This window comes from Streptomyces sp. NPDC002602, from assembly GCF_042889445.1.
Lineage (GTDB): Bacteria > Actinomycetota > Actinomycetes > Streptomycetales > Streptomycetaceae > Streptomyces.
Window position 1 is genome coordinate 256,617 of the sequence record NZ_JBIAQX010000001.1, and the last position, 14,353, is coordinate 270,969.

General features: G+C 71.9%; 8 protein-coding genes. 3 read left to right on the forward strand and 5 right to left on the reverse strand.

Features of this window, described 5'->3' with window-relative positions; all coding sequences use genetic code 11:
* Positions 1-71: 71 nt before the first annotated feature.
* The gene (locus ACFYW3_RS01005) at positions 72-2,210 is read right to left on the reverse strand and encodes a prolyl oligopeptidase family serine peptidase (protein ID WP_389385160.1); all 2,139 of its coding nucleotides are present in this window, start codon (positions 2,208-2,210) and stop codon (positions 72-74) included.
* Between the two features lie 83 nt (positions 2,211-2,293).
* Between ACFYW3_RS01005 and ACFYW3_RS01010 the strand changes: the two genes are divergently transcribed.
* Positions 2,294-3,841 (forward strand): MFS transporter, encoded by a 1,548-nt coding sequence (locus ACFYW3_RS01010; RefSeq protein WP_389385161.1) that lies wholly within the window; start codon positions 2,294-2,296, stop codon positions 3,839-3,841.
* Positions 3,842-3,885: 44 nt separating this feature from the next.
* Here the strand turns inward: ACFYW3_RS01010 and ACFYW3_RS01015 are convergent, their stop codons facing one another.
* The 4 genes from ACFYW3_RS01015 to ACFYW3_RS01030 form a co-directional block, all read right to left on the reverse strand.
* Entirely contained in the window at positions 3,886-5,298 is a 1,413-nt protein-coding gene (locus ACFYW3_RS01015; protein WP_389385162.1) for a cytochrome P450, read from the reverse strand.
* Between the two features lie 282 nt (positions 5,299-5,580).
* The gene (locus ACFYW3_RS01020; RefSeq protein ID WP_351758833.1) at positions 5,581-6,069 is read right to left on the reverse strand and encodes an NUDIX domain-containing protein; all 489 of its coding nucleotides are present in this window, start codon (positions 6,067-6,069) and stop codon (positions 5,581-5,583) included.
* A 191-nt stretch (positions 6,070-6,260) separates the two neighbouring features.
* The gene (locus tag ACFYW3_RS01025) at positions 6,261-7,790 is read right to left on the reverse strand and encodes a UDP-N-acetylglucosamine 1-carboxyvinyltransferase (RefSeq protein WP_053684679.1); all 1,530 of its coding nucleotides are present in this window, start codon (positions 7,788-7,790) and stop codon (positions 6,261-6,263) included.
* A 309-nt stretch (positions 7,791-8,099) separates the two neighbouring features.
* Positions 8,100-9,992, reverse strand: a complete 1,893-nt coding sequence (locus ACFYW3_RS01030; protein WP_351753383.1) for an amidohydrolase — start codon at positions 9,990-9,992, stop codon at positions 8,100-8,102.
* A gap of 318 nt (positions 9,993-10,310) precedes the next feature.
* Between ACFYW3_RS01030 and ACFYW3_RS01035 the strand changes: the two genes are divergently transcribed.
* Positions 10,311-11,312, forward strand: coding sequence for a LacI family DNA-binding transcriptional regulator (locus ACFYW3_RS01035; RefSeq protein ID WP_389385163.1), 1,002 nt, complete (start codon positions 10,311-10,313; stop codon positions 11,310-11,312).
* 155 nt (positions 11,313-11,467) lie between these two features.
* Entirely contained in the window at positions 11,468-14,182 is a 2,715-nt protein-coding gene (gene acnA / locus ACFYW3_RS01040; RefSeq protein ID WP_389385164.1) for an aconitate hydratase AcnA, read from the forward strand.
* Positions 14,183-14,353: the final 171 nt, after the last annotated feature.

Genomic DNA, 14,353 nt, shown 5'->3' on the forward strand with positions numbered 1-14,353 from the left:
GGCCCCGGAGTCGACACGATCGACTCCGGGGCCCTTCGCCCGTCACGGTCCCGCAGCCGCCGGCCCGGTCGTCACGGCCGCAACTCGGCCCGGAAGAAAGCCAGTTCCTGCGCCATCACCTTTTCCCTGACGCCCCCGGGGGTCATGTGGGTGACTCCCGGCAGCGCGAGCAGCCGGTGCGGGCGCCCCGCGTCCGTCAGGGCCCGGGACAGGCGCAGCGTGTGGGACGGGTGGACGTTGTCGTCGGCCAGGCCGGTGATCAGCAGCAACGAACGCCTCAGCCCGGGGGCGTCCGCGATCAGCGCATCGCGCTCGTACGCCTCTGGGTGGTCCCGGGGGAGTCCCAGGTAGCGCTCGGTGTACGCCGTGTCGTAGTGCCGGAAGTCGGTGGGGGCGGCCCCGGCGGCGGCCGCGTGGAAGACGTCCGGGCGGCGCAGCACCGCGAGGGCGGAGAGGTAGCCGCCGAAGGACCAGCCGCGGATCCCGACCCGGGTCAGGTCGAGGTCGCGGTGGCGTGCGCCGAGGGCCCGCAGGGCCGCGACCTGGTCGTCCAGGACGACCCGGGAGAACCCGCCGCACACGGCGTGGGTGTGGGCGGGCGAGACGTACGCGGTGCCCCTGTTGTCGATGGTCACCACGGCGAACCCCTGGTCGGCCCACCACTGGCGGTGCTGCCAGCGCCGCGGCTCCGCGCTGACGTCCTGCATCCCGGGGCCGCCGTAGCCGTCCACGAGCACCGGCAGTCGGGTGCCGGGCACATGGCCGCGCGGCAGGACCAGCGCGGTGGGGATGCCGTGCTCGGTGACCCGTTCCCACAGCGGGACCACCCGGTACGGCAGCGGCGCGGACAGGTCGCCGGGGGTGAACTCCCGCCCGTCCGGGGCGCGCAGGGTCCGCCGGATCCCGTCGGCGTCGGCGGACGTGAGCAACAGGGCGCCGGCGGACGCCTGGACGTCGTGCACCCCGGGCCCGTCGGTGACCGCGCTCACCTCGCCCGTCGCGGGATCGAGCAGCAGCACCCGCTGGTCGGCGGGGTCCTGCCCGCCGGCCTCGATCAGCAGCCGGTCCCGGTGGATCCCGGCCACCCGGCGGACCTGGAGGTCGTCGCCGGTGAGGAGCCTTCCGTCGACGGCGAGCCCGCGGGCGCTCCCGTCGGGGGTGTCGGTTGCGGTCAGCATCCGCCCGTCGGGCAGCCGCCCGGGCGTGCCGGGCAGCATGGGGTCCACCCACAGCGGGTGAGTGGTGCGGGACAGCTCGCGGGTACGGCCGGTCACCGGGTCCGCGCCGAGGAGCAGGACCTCGCGCTGGAGCCGGTCGTGGACCGTCAGCAGGATCTCCTCGGGCGACTCCCAGTCGGCGTCCGAGACGTACGGGTACGCGGCGGCGTCCCAGTCGAGCCGGACGCGCCCGCCGTCCGGCCGGAGCACCCACAGCCCGACGTCCGCGTTGGGGCCGCCTGCCTCGGGGTACGCGAAGTCCTCGGGCGGCAGCTCCGGGTGCTCCGGGTCGGTGAACCAGCGCCTCGGGAGCGCGGACTCGTCGACCCGGGCGGCGAGCAGGGTGACCCCGTCGGGTGACCACCAGTGCCCCCGGGACCGGCCGAGTTCCTCGGCGGCGGCGAACTCGGCCACCCCCCAGCGGGCGCCGTCGTCGGGGCTGACCCGGCCGCCGGGGGTGACGTACAGGGCGTCCCCGGTGACGTACGCGGTCCGGGAGGCGTCCGTGTTCGGGCGCGGGTCCCAGGCGGGTCCGGCCGCGGGGAGCTCCCGCGGGACGCCGGGCTCCCCGGCGTCCCCGTACCCGACCTCGTACAGCCGTCCGTACAGGGCGAAGACCGCGCGCAGGCCGTCCCCGGAGAGCGCGAACGAGCCGATGCCCGCGGCGACGAGCCGGGTGCGTTCGCGGAGCCGACGCTCGGCGAGGGGGAGTTCCCCCGATCCCGCGGAGCCCTCGGGGGACAGGGCGCGCGGGTCGGCCATGAGGGTCTCGGCGCCGGTGGTGGCGTCGAGGACCCACAGGCCGTCGAGGGGGTCGGTGGGGCCCGTCGAGCGGAGGAACCACAGGATCCGGCCGTCGTCCCCGAAGGAGAACGCGCGCGGGGCGCCGTGGGTGTACCGGGCGGTGGCCGCGGAGCGCGCGAGGAAGGGATCGAGGGCGGGGGAAGGATCGAGCGCGGGGAAGGGATCGAGCGCGGGGGAAGGATCATCCATCTCCGTAGTGTGACATGTGAAATATCACACCCGCTAGACCGTTCGAGTGGTAGCCCCGGGCACCCGGGCTTAGCGTCGAAAAGGTGGACCCGAACCAACAGCCCGGCGACGCCGGGACCGACGGCAGGCTCCGAAGCGGGGGGCACACGCTCGCGCTGCTCGTGATCGCCTCGTGCCAACTCATGGTGGTTCTCGACATCACCATCGTGAACATCGCGCTGCCGCACATCCAGACCGCGCTCGGCTTCTCCACCGAGAGCCTCTCGTGGGTCGTCAACGCCTACACGCTGACCTTCGGCGGACTGCTGCTCCTCGGCGGACGCGCGGGCGACATCCTCGGACGCCGACGCGTGTTCATGTTCGGCGTGCTGCTCTTCGGACTTGCCTCGCTGTTGGGCGGATTCGCGCAGAACGCCGGGCAGTTGATGGGCGCCCGGGCCATCCAGGGCGTCGGCGCTGCCATCGCCTCCCCGACCGCCCTGGCGCTGATCACCAGCACCTTCCGCGAAGGCCCCGAACGCAACCGGGCCTTCGGCGTGTTCGCCGGCGTCTCGGCCGGCGGCGGCGCCATCGGCCTGCTGGCCGGCGGCATCCTCGTCGAATGGCTCAACTGGCGCTGGGTGCTCTTCGTCAACGTCCCCATCGCCCTGATCATCGCCGTCGTGACGCCCCGGGTCATCCGCGAGTCCGAACGCCACTCCGGGCACTTCGACCTGGCCGGCGCCCTGCTGTCGACCTTCGGCATGGTCGCGCTCGTCTACGGGTTCATCAGCGCGTCCCAGGAGGGCTGGTCCGACCCGGTGACGCTGGGCTCCTTCGGCGCGGCCGTCGTCCTGTTGACCCTGTTCATCGCCAACGAGCGCCGCTCGCCACAGCCGATCACCCCGCTGCACATGTTCGCCGACCGCAACCGGGCCGGAACCTACGCGATCATGCTCTTCTTCGCCTGCGCGATCTTCGGCATGTTCTTCTTCCTGACGCTCTTCGTACAGAACGTGCTGGGCTTCAGCCCCCTGCGGGCCGGCCTCGCCTTCCTGCCGGTCAGCGCGATGATCGCGGTGATGGCGGGGACCACCTCCCAACTCCTGCCCAGGTACGGGCCGAAGCCGTTCATGGTCACCGGCTCGCTGTGCGCGGCCGGCGGGCTGGCGTGGCTGACGCAGATCGACGTCGGCTCGACGTACCTGGGCAGCATCCTGGGTCCGATGCTCCTGTTCAGCGCGGGCATGGGCATGCAGTTCGTCTCCCTGACGCTGATGGCGCTCTCCAACGTCCCCAACCGGGAGTCCGGCGCGGCCTCCGGGCTGCTGAACGCCATGCAGCAGGTGGGTGGCTCCCTGGGCCTGTCGATCCTGGTCACGGTCTTCGGAACGGCCAGCCGCAACGAGGCCAAGGACCAGGTGGGTTCCTTCCTCCGCACGTCCACCCCGGAACAGAAGGCGTTCTTCGCGCGGACGAGGCAGTTCCCGAAACCCTGGAGCGACCAGGTCCTCACCTCGGGCGTGAGCGCGGCGTTCGTGGCCGCGGCGGCCTTCACCCTGCTCACCGCTCTGATCGCGCTCTTCGTCATCCAGGTCCGCCCCTCGGACCTGGAGCGGCTCCAGGGCAAACACACCCAGACGGCCGTCTGAGGGCGCCGCCCACCCGGCCGCCGAACGCCCCTGGCCCGAACCCGCTACCCGGCCACCCCGCGGATCCGGCAACGCATGGGCCCCCGCGTGCGGAGCGTGATCCCGGCGCTCACCGCCACCTCCTCGTCCACGGCCTCGAAGCTGTACTCCCGCAGGACCATCGCCAGCGCGAGCACCGATTCCAGCATCGAGAAGTGCTGTCCGATACAGGCGCGCGGGCCGCCGCCGAAGGGGAACCAGGCGTAGCGCGGCCGGCTCGCCTCCGCCTCCGCGGTGAAACGCTCGGGGTCGAAGCGGTCCGGGTCGGGCCAGTAGGCGGGGTGCCGGTGCGTCACCCACGGCGCCAGGATCACGTCGGCGCCCGCCGGCACCGCATGGCCCGCGACCTCGGTGGCGGCGACGGCCCGGCGGCCGATCACCGGGGCGGCGGGGTAGAGCCGCATGGCTTCCTTGAGCACCCGGGTGAGGTACGGGAGCCGGTCCAGGTCGGCGGCCTCCGGCGTACGGTCGCCGAGCACGCGGGAGATCTCCTCGCGGGCCCGCGCCTGCAGGTCGGGGTGGAGGGCCAGCAGGTGCAGGGCGAAGGCGAGGGAGGTGGCGGTCGTCTCGTGCCCCGCGAGCAGGAAGATCAGTACCTGGTCCCGCAGTTCGCCGGCGTCGAAGGCCCCGTCGTCCGAACTCTGCGCCGCGGCGAGCAGGGTCAGCAGGTCCTCCCCCTCCCCGCTCCCGTCCCCCGCCAGGCCGGCGCGCCGCCGCTCCGCGATGATCCGGTCGCAGACCCCGTACAGCTCGTCCATCGCGGAGGCGGCCCTCCGGTTGCCCGGAGTCGGCCAGGCGCGCGGGATGTTGGCGGGGGAGTAGCCGCGCCGCAGCACGTACTCCGTGATGATCGGGAAGCTCCTGTCGACCACGTCGACGGTGGCGTCCACGTCCGCGCCGAACAGGATCCGGGCCACCGCGCGCAGGGCCAGGTGCGTCATCTCGTCACAGACGTCCACGATCCCGTCGGCGGCCTCCTCCCAGGAGGCCAGCGTCGAGAGGGTCTCGGCGGCTACCGCGTGCGCGTAGCCGTCCACCCGACGCCGGGTGAACAGCGGTTGGACCAGCCGGCGCTGTCGCAGGTAGTCCTCGTCCTGACTGGTCAGCAGGCCGTTGCCGAAGGATTCCCGGACCTCCTGGTAGAAGGAGTTGTCCTTGCGGAAGTTGGCCGATTCCGATGCCAGGACCTGCTGGGCGCCCTCCGCGGAGAAGACGCAGTACAGCTCGGCGCGCAGCCCTGGGGGACCGGCGGTGATCCGTACGACGTCGCCCTGTTCGCGGTGGGCGCGCAGGTAGGTGCCCAGCGAGTCCGCCTTGAGGGCCGGCAGCGACCCCAGCAGCGGGACCCCGGAGAGCGTCGGAGGCGCCGTTCCCGCTCCCGCGTCCGCACCGGTGTCCGCGATCCTGTCCGTAGCCATGGTCGGCCCCCGCCCCCTCGACGACTTCACGATCACCCGATTCTGCCGGGCCCCGGCCGCCACGGCGAGGGCCCGCGCGTCATCAGGCCGGGAGAAGCCTCGACGAGAGGGCCTGGACGGCCTAGTGCTGTGACCGGAAAGGTTCACCGTGTCACGGCGCCCGGCACGGCACCTCGCCGCGTTGTCGGACCGCTCAAGTACGTCCAGTACAAGAGGCAGTCCTCCGCCTTGCGATGCACCGCACCGGACACCGCGACCCGGCAAACCATTCCGGTCACAGCACTAGCGCTCCATGTAGACCACGGTGCCCGCCCGCCGGGCCGCGTCGATCTCCCGCAGGCGGTCGAAGTTGACGGGGGCCATGGTCGCCCGCCACTCCTCCATCGTCCGTACGCTCACCTCGGTGTGCTCCGAGGGATCGAGGACGAAGGCGCCGATCTGCTCGTCTGTGAGCGTTCCCCCGTCGAAGACGAAACCGATGTGGTTCGCCGGCCAGGTCGCACCCTGATGGGAGATGAAGTGCGCGGCCAACAGACGCGGCTCGCCCGCGAAGGCCATGCCGGTCTCCTCCAGGCATTCGCGCACCGCGCACTGCCAGGGCGTCTCGCCGGGATCCATGTTCCCGCCGGGCCACTGCCAGGTCTCCGTCGCGTACGTGGCCCGCAACTGGACCGGGCGGCCGGCGGTGTCGGTGAAGTAGAGACAGGCGTAACTGGTCGCCCGGGCGATGGTCTCGATGTACTCCGCGGGCGGAAGCCAGACGTTCGCCATGCGGACCCCTTTCACGGCTTGCGGCGTGGACCCCGATTGTCCCGCCACCGCCCGCCGCGTCGGCGCCTCTCGCGAAACCGGCCACCGGTTCGGGGGACAACGGCGCAAGAACGACCGAGGCCCCCGTTCCTCCGACGAAGGAGGAACGGGGGCCCCGGGCCGCCGGCGCCCGGCTCGCCGGGCGGAACGCCTTAAATGTCCCGGAAGATCTCGATCTGGGCGCCGACCGAGTTGAGGCGCTCGGCCAGTTCCTCGTATCCGCGGTTGATGACGTAGACGTTGCGCAGCACCGAGGTGCCCTCGGCGGCCATCATCGCCAGCAGGACGACCACCGCCGGGCGCAGGGCCGGCGGGCACATCATCTCCGCCGCCCGCCAGCGGGTGGGGCCCTCCACCAGGACGCGGTGCGGGTCCAGCAACTGGAGGCGGCCACCGAGGCGGTTGAGGTCGGTCAGGTAGATCGCCCGGTTGTCGTACACCCAGTCGTGGATCAGGGTCTGGCCCTGCGCGACGGCGGCGATGGCCGCGAAGAACGGGACGTTGTCGATGTTCAGCCCGGGGAACGGCATCGGGTGGATCTTGTCGATCGGGGCTTCGAGCTTCGACGGGCGGACCGTCAGGTCCACCAGGCGGGTGCGGCCGTTGTCGGCGGTGTACTCGGCGGAGCGGTCGTGGTCCAGGCCCATCTCCTCCAGGACCGCGAGCTCGATCTCCATGAACTCGATCGGAACCCGGCGGATGGTCAGCTCGGACTCCGTGACCACGGCGGCGGCCAGAAGGCTCATCGCCTCGACCGGGTCCTCGGAGGGGGAGTAGTCCACGTCCACGTCGATGTTCGGCACGCCGTGCACGGTCAGGGTGGTCGTGCCGACGCCCTCGACCTTGACGCCGAGCGCCTCCAGGAAGAAGCACAGGTCCTGGACCATGTAGTTGGAGGAGGCGTTGCGGATGACGCTCACGCCGTCGTGGCGCGCGGCGGCCAGCAGCGCGTTCTCGGTGACCGTGTCCCCGCGCTCGGTCAGCACGATCGGGCGGTCGGGGGAGACCCCGGCCTCGACCTGCGCGTGGTAGATGCCCTCGGTCGCGGTGATGTCCAGGCCGAACCGGCGCAGGGCGATCATGTGCGGCTCGATGGTGCGGGTGCCGAGGTCGCAGCCGCCGGCGTAGGGCAGCTTGAAGTGGTCCATCCGGTGCAGCAGCGGGCCTAGGAACATGATGATGCTCCGGGTCCGGCGGGCCGCGTCCGCGTCCATGGCGTCCATGTCGAGGCGGGCCGGCGGGACGATCTCCAGGTCCACGCCGTCGTTGATCCAGCGGGTGCGCACACCGATGGAGTTCAGCACCTCCAGGAGGCGGTAGACCTCCTCGATGCGGGCCACGCGCCGCAGCACGGTACGACCCTTGTTGAGCAGCGTGGCGCACAGCAGCGCGACGCACGCGTTCTTGCTCGTCTTGACGTCGATGGCGCCGGACAGCCGTCGGCCGCCGACGACCCGCAGGTGCATCGGTCCCGCGTAGCCCAGAGAGACGATCTCGCTGTCGAGAGCTTCACCGATTCGGGCGATCATCTCAAGGCTGATGTTTTGATTGCCGCGTTCGATCCGATTCACGGCGCTCTGGCTGGTGCCGAGGGCATCGGCGAGCTGACTCTGTGTCCAGCCACGGTGCTGCCGGGCGTCACGGATGAGCTTGCCGATGCGTACGAGGTAGTCGTCTGCCATGGGTGCACGGTATCTCAGATATGAGATGGTGATCGCGCCGGGTGTGGCAGACGGGTGTCACCGACCGTCAGATCGCGGCCCCGCGTGGGGATGCGCGTGGTGCGCGTGGTGTCCGACGATCCGACCGGGAAGCCGTGCGTGCCGCTCCCGCCCGGTCGCGGACGGGGGCCCCGTGTGTTCCTCCTGCGCCGTATGGGGGAGTTGTTCCTTTTCGAGTGGTCTGCGCCGGCCCGGCGCGGCCGGCCACCCGGCCCCGACCTCGCGCGCCCACCGAGGCAGGGGTCGGGATCGGGGCCCGGGCGAGCGTCGTCAGTGCCCGCAGGCGTGGTGTCGGCCGCCGTGCACCGCCGCGTACGAGGCCGGGCGCGGCGCGGTCCGCGCACGCGAGGCCCGCGCCGAGGCCGCCCGGCCCGACGAGGAGTCCGCGTCGTGTACGACGCGCCCCCCGACCAGGGTCATCCGTACGCCCGTTCCGCTGATGTCGGCCACCGGGCAGCGGGTCACGTCACGGTCCAGCAGTACCAGGTCCGCCGCCCTGCCCGCTTCCACCGTGCCCGTCAGGGCCTCCTGGCGCAGTTGCCACGCCGTCCCCGAGGTGTGCATCCGCAGGACCGTGTCCCGACCGAGGCCCTCCAGCTTCCGGTACAGCTCGCCCGAGCCGTGGGCGCCCTGCCGGTCGATCGCCGTCCGTAGCTGGTTCCACACCTGGAGCGCGTCCACGGGCCAGTCGGAGCCGCCCGTCAGGCGGGCCCCCGCCTTCTCCAGGCTGCGCGCCGGGTACATCCACCGGTGCCGCCGCGGCCCGATGTACGGCAACAGGGCCTCCATGGTCCAGGTGTCCTTAGCGGCCCACTGGAGTTGCATGCAGGCGGCCACGCCGAGCCGCGCGAAGCGCCGCAGGTCCGCCGGGTCGACGAGTTGGAGGTGCGCGATCGCGTTCCGCGGGTCCCGCCGCCCGGTCGCCTTGAGGGCGTACTCGTACCCGTCCAACGCGGTGCGCACCGCCCGGTCCCCGAGGCCGTGGGCGTGCATCTGCCACCCGGCGGTGTTGAAGGCCGCGGTCAGTCGTCCGTACTCGGCCGCGGAGGTGTACAGCTCGCCCCGGTTCGTCGTCGGCCGGCCGTTGCCGTCCAGGTACGGCTCCAACAGCGCGGCGGTCTGCGCCGGGTGCTCGATGACCCCGTCCAGGAACACCTTGACCATCCCGAACCGCAGGCCCGGCACGCCCTCGAACTCCCGTCGCAGCCCGCGCGCGTACGCCAGGGCCGCCGCGGGATCCTTGGTGTGCCCCACCTCCAGGCGGATGGCCGGCACGACGCGCTGCGGCAGCCTTCCCGCAGCGGACAGGGCCCGGTACAGCTCCAGCTCGTGCCGCCCGACCAGGGCGTCCATCATCGTCGTCACCCCGGAGGCCGCCGCCAGCCCCAGCACCTCGGCGCAGGCCGCCACCAGTTCCGCGCGGGAGGGCTCCGGCACGTGTCGTTTCACCAGCACCTGGGCGTCGTCCTTGAGGACGCCCGTCGGCTGCCCGTCCGGGCCCTTGACGATCCTGCCGCCCACCGGGTCGGGGGTGGCCGCCGTGATCCCCGCGATCTCCAGGGCCCGCTTGTTGGCCCACAGGTTGTGTCCGTCGCCGCCGACCAGCGCGATCGGCCGGCGGGTGGGCAACGCGTCCAGCAGCGAGTGGTGCGGGGCGGTGCCGACGGGCAGCAGCCCGACCGGGTTCCAGTCCTCCACGACCAGCCACCCGTCGGGCTCCGCGCCCGGGCCGCCGGTGTCGGCGAGGAAGCCGCGCAGGATCTCCGAGAGTTCGGCCACGGTGGTCTCGGCCCCCTCCAGCGAGGGCCGCAGCGACCGTTCCCCGGCGCCCAGCGGGTGGGTGTGCCCGTCGTGGATGCCGCTCATCACGGTGTTCCCGCGGGCGTCGACGACCTCGGTGTCCCGGCCCACGTGACGCCGCACCACCGAACCGCTGCCGGTGGCCAGGATCCGCCCGTCCCGTCCGACGGCCACCGCCTCCACCGGCCGCCCGCCGGGCAGGCCGGTGAACACCCGGGCGTTGTGGAACACCAGGGCCGCCGAGCCGCGCCGGGCGGACGGGGCGACGGCGGCCGAGGCCGGGCCGGCCCCCAGCAGGCCCGCGGCGCCGGCGGCCCCCACGGCGGAGAGGAGTCCCCGGCGGGACAGGGGTGAAGAGGTCATGGCCACTCCCAGAGTCGGTAGGTGGCTGGAGACTCGATGGTTAACCCCTTAACCGGAACCCGCCCCGGACGACGGAATCCGCAGCCGAGGCCAGTCTCCGCAGCCGAGGCCCGTCTCCGGCGCCCGCGTGCCCGGCGCCCGTCTCCGGCGCCCGCGTGCCCGGTGCCCGTCTCCGGCGCCCGCGTGCCCGGTGCCCGTCTCCGGCGCCCGCGTGCCCGGCGCCCGTCCCCGGCGCCCGCGTCCCCGACATCCGTCCCCGGTGCCTCGACCCGGCGTCCGTGCCTGTACCCGCCGCGCCCCGCTCCGTACGATGTCCGCGTGCCAGGCCCCGGACCGACCCTCGCCGACATCGCGCGCGCCGCGGAGGTCTCCACCGCGACCGTCTCCCACGCGCTCGGCGGCACCGGCCGGCTCGGCGAGGGCACCCGCCGCCGGGTCCGCGAGGTCGCGGCAGCCCTCGGCTACGGCACCCGGCGCGGGCCGCTCACCCGCACCCTCGGCATCGCCGTCACCACGTACGCCGGCTCGCCCTGGGACTTCGCCGGGGTCGCCTACTTCTCCCGGCTGCTCACCGCCGCCACCTCGGCCGCGCACACCCGCGGCTACGCCCTGACCACCCTTCCCGCCGCCAGGGGCGGCGATCCCCTCTGGCACACCCTCGCCGTCGACGGGATGCTGCTGCTGGACAGCCCGGCCGGGGACCCGGTGCTCCGGGCCCTGCGGGCGCGCGGCCTGCCCGTGGTCTTCGACGGCCGGCCCGCCGACCCGTGGCCCGGGGACGCGTGGGTGGACAACGACCACGCCGCCACCACCCGCGAGGTGCTGGACCACCTCGCGGCATCGGGGGCACGCCGGATCGCCCTGCACGCCGGGTACGGCCGGGAGTTCTACACCGGGGCCGTCACCGCCGCCTACGCCCGGTGGTGCGCCGAGCGGGGCGCCCCCGAACTGGTCGTCCCCTTCGATCCCGAGGACGCGCCCGGCCACGCCTTCGACGCCGCCTTCGCGGCGCGCGAGCGGCCGGACGCGGTCTACACGGTGTACGACCCGGGCGGCAGACAGGTGCTCGGGGCGGCCGCGCGCCACGGCCTGCGCACCCCCGGAGACCTGTTGCTGGTCTGCGCGAGTGAGGATCCGGTGTACGAGGAGAAAGAACTCTCCGTGACCACCGTCACGCTGAATCCCGAACGGATCGCCGCATGTGCGGTGTCCTTGCTGGTCAAGCTGGTGGAATCCGGGCATGCGGAATCTCCCGGCCAACTGACCGTCCCGGCGGGCATGCGGGTGCGCGCCTCGTCCCTTCCCCCGGACATGTACTAGAGTTATCTCGACATCGAGATATCTGCCAAAGGCGTACCGCAGCCGCCCCCGCTGGTAAGGGTTACCTAACTTAGCCTTACCTTAGCGGATTGGCCAAGGGGCGTGGCGGCAGGATTGCGGTAATACGCGCGAATTCATGCATGAAGGAGACTGTCGTGTCGGCGAACAGCTTCGACGCCCGCAGCACGCTGCAGGTGGGCGACGAGTCGTACGAGATCTTCAAGCTGGACAAGGTCGAGGGCTCCGCCCGCCTTCCCTACAGCCTGAAGGTCCTGCTGGAGAACCTGCTCCGTACCGAGGACGGCGCGAACATCACCGCCGACCACATCCGGTCGCTCGGCAACTGGGACTCGCAGGCCCAGCCCAGCGAGGAGATCCAGTTCACGCCGGCCCGCGTGATCATGCAGGACTTCACCGGTGTGCCCTGTGTCGTCGACCTCGCCACCATGCGCGAAGCCGTCAAGGCCCTCGGTGGCGACCCGGCGAAGATCAACCCGCTCTCGCCCGCCGAGATGGTCATCGACCACTCGGTCATCGCCGACAAGTTCGGCACGAAGGACGCCTTCGCGCAGAACGTCGAGCTGGAGTACGGCCGCAACAAGGAGCGCTACCAGTTCCTGCGCTGGGGCCAGACCGCCTTCGACGACTTCAAGGTCGTCCCCCCGGGCACCGGCATCGTCCACCAGGTCAACATCGAGCACCTGGCCCGCACGGTCATGGTGCGGGGCGGCCAGGCGTACCCCGACACCCTCGTCGGCACCGACTCGCACACCACCATGGTCAACGGCCTGGGCGTGCTGGGCTGGGGCGTCGGCGGCATCGAGGCCGAGGCCGCGATGCTCGGCCAGCCGGTCTCCATGCTGATCCCGCGCGTCGTCGGCTTCAAGCTGACCGGCGAGCTGCCCACCGGCACCACCGCCACCGACCTGGTCCTCACGATCACCGAGATGCTGCGCAAGCACGGCGTCGTCGGCAAGTTCGTCGAGTTCTACGGCGAGGGCGTCGCCGCCACCTCGCTCGCCAACCGCGCCACCATCGGCAACATGTCGCCGGAGTTCGGCTCCACCGCCGCGATCTTCCCGATCGACGACGAGACGCTGAAGTACCTGCGCCTGACCGGCCGTGACGCCCAGCAGGTCGCCCTCGTCGAGGCGTACGCCAAGGCCCAGGGCCTGTGGCTGGACCCGGCCGCCGAGCCCGACTTCTCCGAGAAGCTGGAGCTCGACCTCTCCACGGTCGTCCCCTCCATCGCCGGCCCGAAGCGCCCGCAGGACCGCATCGTCCTCGCGAACGCCGCCGAGCAGTTCGCCGCGGACGTGCGCAACTACGTCAGCGACGACGAGGAGGCCGGCAAGGAGTCCTTCCCGGCGTCCGACGCCCCGGCGTCCTCCAACGGTGTGCCCACCAAGCCCACCCCGGTGACCCTGGCCGACGGCACCTCCTTCGAGATCGACCACGGCGCCGTCACCGTCGCCGCGATCACCTCCTGCACCAACACCTCGAACCCCTACGTCATGGTCGCCGCGGCGCTCGTGGCCAAGAAGGCGTCCGAGAAGGGCCTGACCCGCAAGCCGTGGGTCAAGACCACCCTGGCCCCGGGCTCGAAGGTCGTCACCGACTACTTCGACAAGGCCGGCCTGACCCCGTACCTCGACAAGATGGGCTTCAACCTCGTCGGGTACGGCTGCACCACCTGCATCGGAAACTCCGGTCCGCTGGACGAGGAGATCTCGAAGGCGATCAACGAGGCCGACCTCGCGGTCACCTCGGTGCTCTCGGGCAACCGCAACTTCGAGGGTCGCATCAACCCCGACGTCAAGATGAACTACCTGGCCTCCCCGCCGCTGGTCGTCGCGTACGCCATCGCGGGCTCCATGAAGGTGGACATCACCAAGGACGCCCTGGGCACCGACACCGACGGCAAGCCGGTCTTCCTGGCCGACATCTGGCCGTCGGAGGCCGAGGTCAACGACGTCGTGGCGAACGCCATCGGCGAGGACATGTTCAGCAAGTCCTACCAGGACGTCTTCGCGGGCGACGCCCAGTGGCAGGCGCTGTCGATCCCGACCGGCAACACGTTCGAGTGGGACCCGCAGTCCACCTACGTGCGCAAGCCCCCTTACTTCGAGGGCATGACCATGGAGACCACCCCGGTCTCCGACATCGCCGGCGCCCGCGTGCTGGCGAAGCTGGGCGACTCGGTCACCACCGACCACATCTCCCCGGCCGGTGCCATCAAGGCCGACACCCCGGCCGGCAAGTACCTCACGGAGCACGGCGTCGAGCGCCGCGACTTCAACTCGTACGGTTCCCGCCGAGGCAACCACGAGGTCATGATCCGCGGCACGTTCGCGAACATTCGCCTGCGCAACCAGATCGCCGCGGGCACCGAGGGCGGCTTCACCCGCGACTTCACCGTCGACGGCGCGCCGGTCGCCTTCATCTACGACGCCTCGCAGAACTACCAGGCCGCCGGCATCCCGCTGGTCATCCTGGCGGGCAAGGAGTACGGCTCCGGCTCGTCCCGCGACTGGGCGGCCAAGGGCACCGCGCTGCTCGGCGTCAAGGCCGTCATCGCCGAGTCCTACGAGCGCATCCACCGCTCGAACCTGATCGGCATGGGCGTCCTGCCCCTGCAGTTCCCCGAGGGCGCCACGGCCGCCTCGCTGGGCCTCACCGGCGAGGAGACCTTCGCCTTCACCGGTGTGGAGGAGCTGAACAACGGCACCACCCCGCGCACCGTCAAGGTGACCACCGACACCGGTGTGGAGTTCGACGCGGTCGTCCGCATCGACACGCCGGGCGAGGCGGATTACTACCGCAACGGCGGCATCATGCAGTACGTGCTCCGGAACCTCATCCGAGGCTGATGGCGCGTCCGGCGGAGGGATCCGTCGGCAGTCGGCACCATAGGGCCGTACCCCCGTCAAGGGGGTGCGGCCCTTCCGCTTGTCCGGGCGGTCGGGTATCGGCCAGGCAGGTGACGGTGAGGTCTCAACTCGGAAAAGCCGGGGCAGATACTTGTGCACGATCTTGCTCAC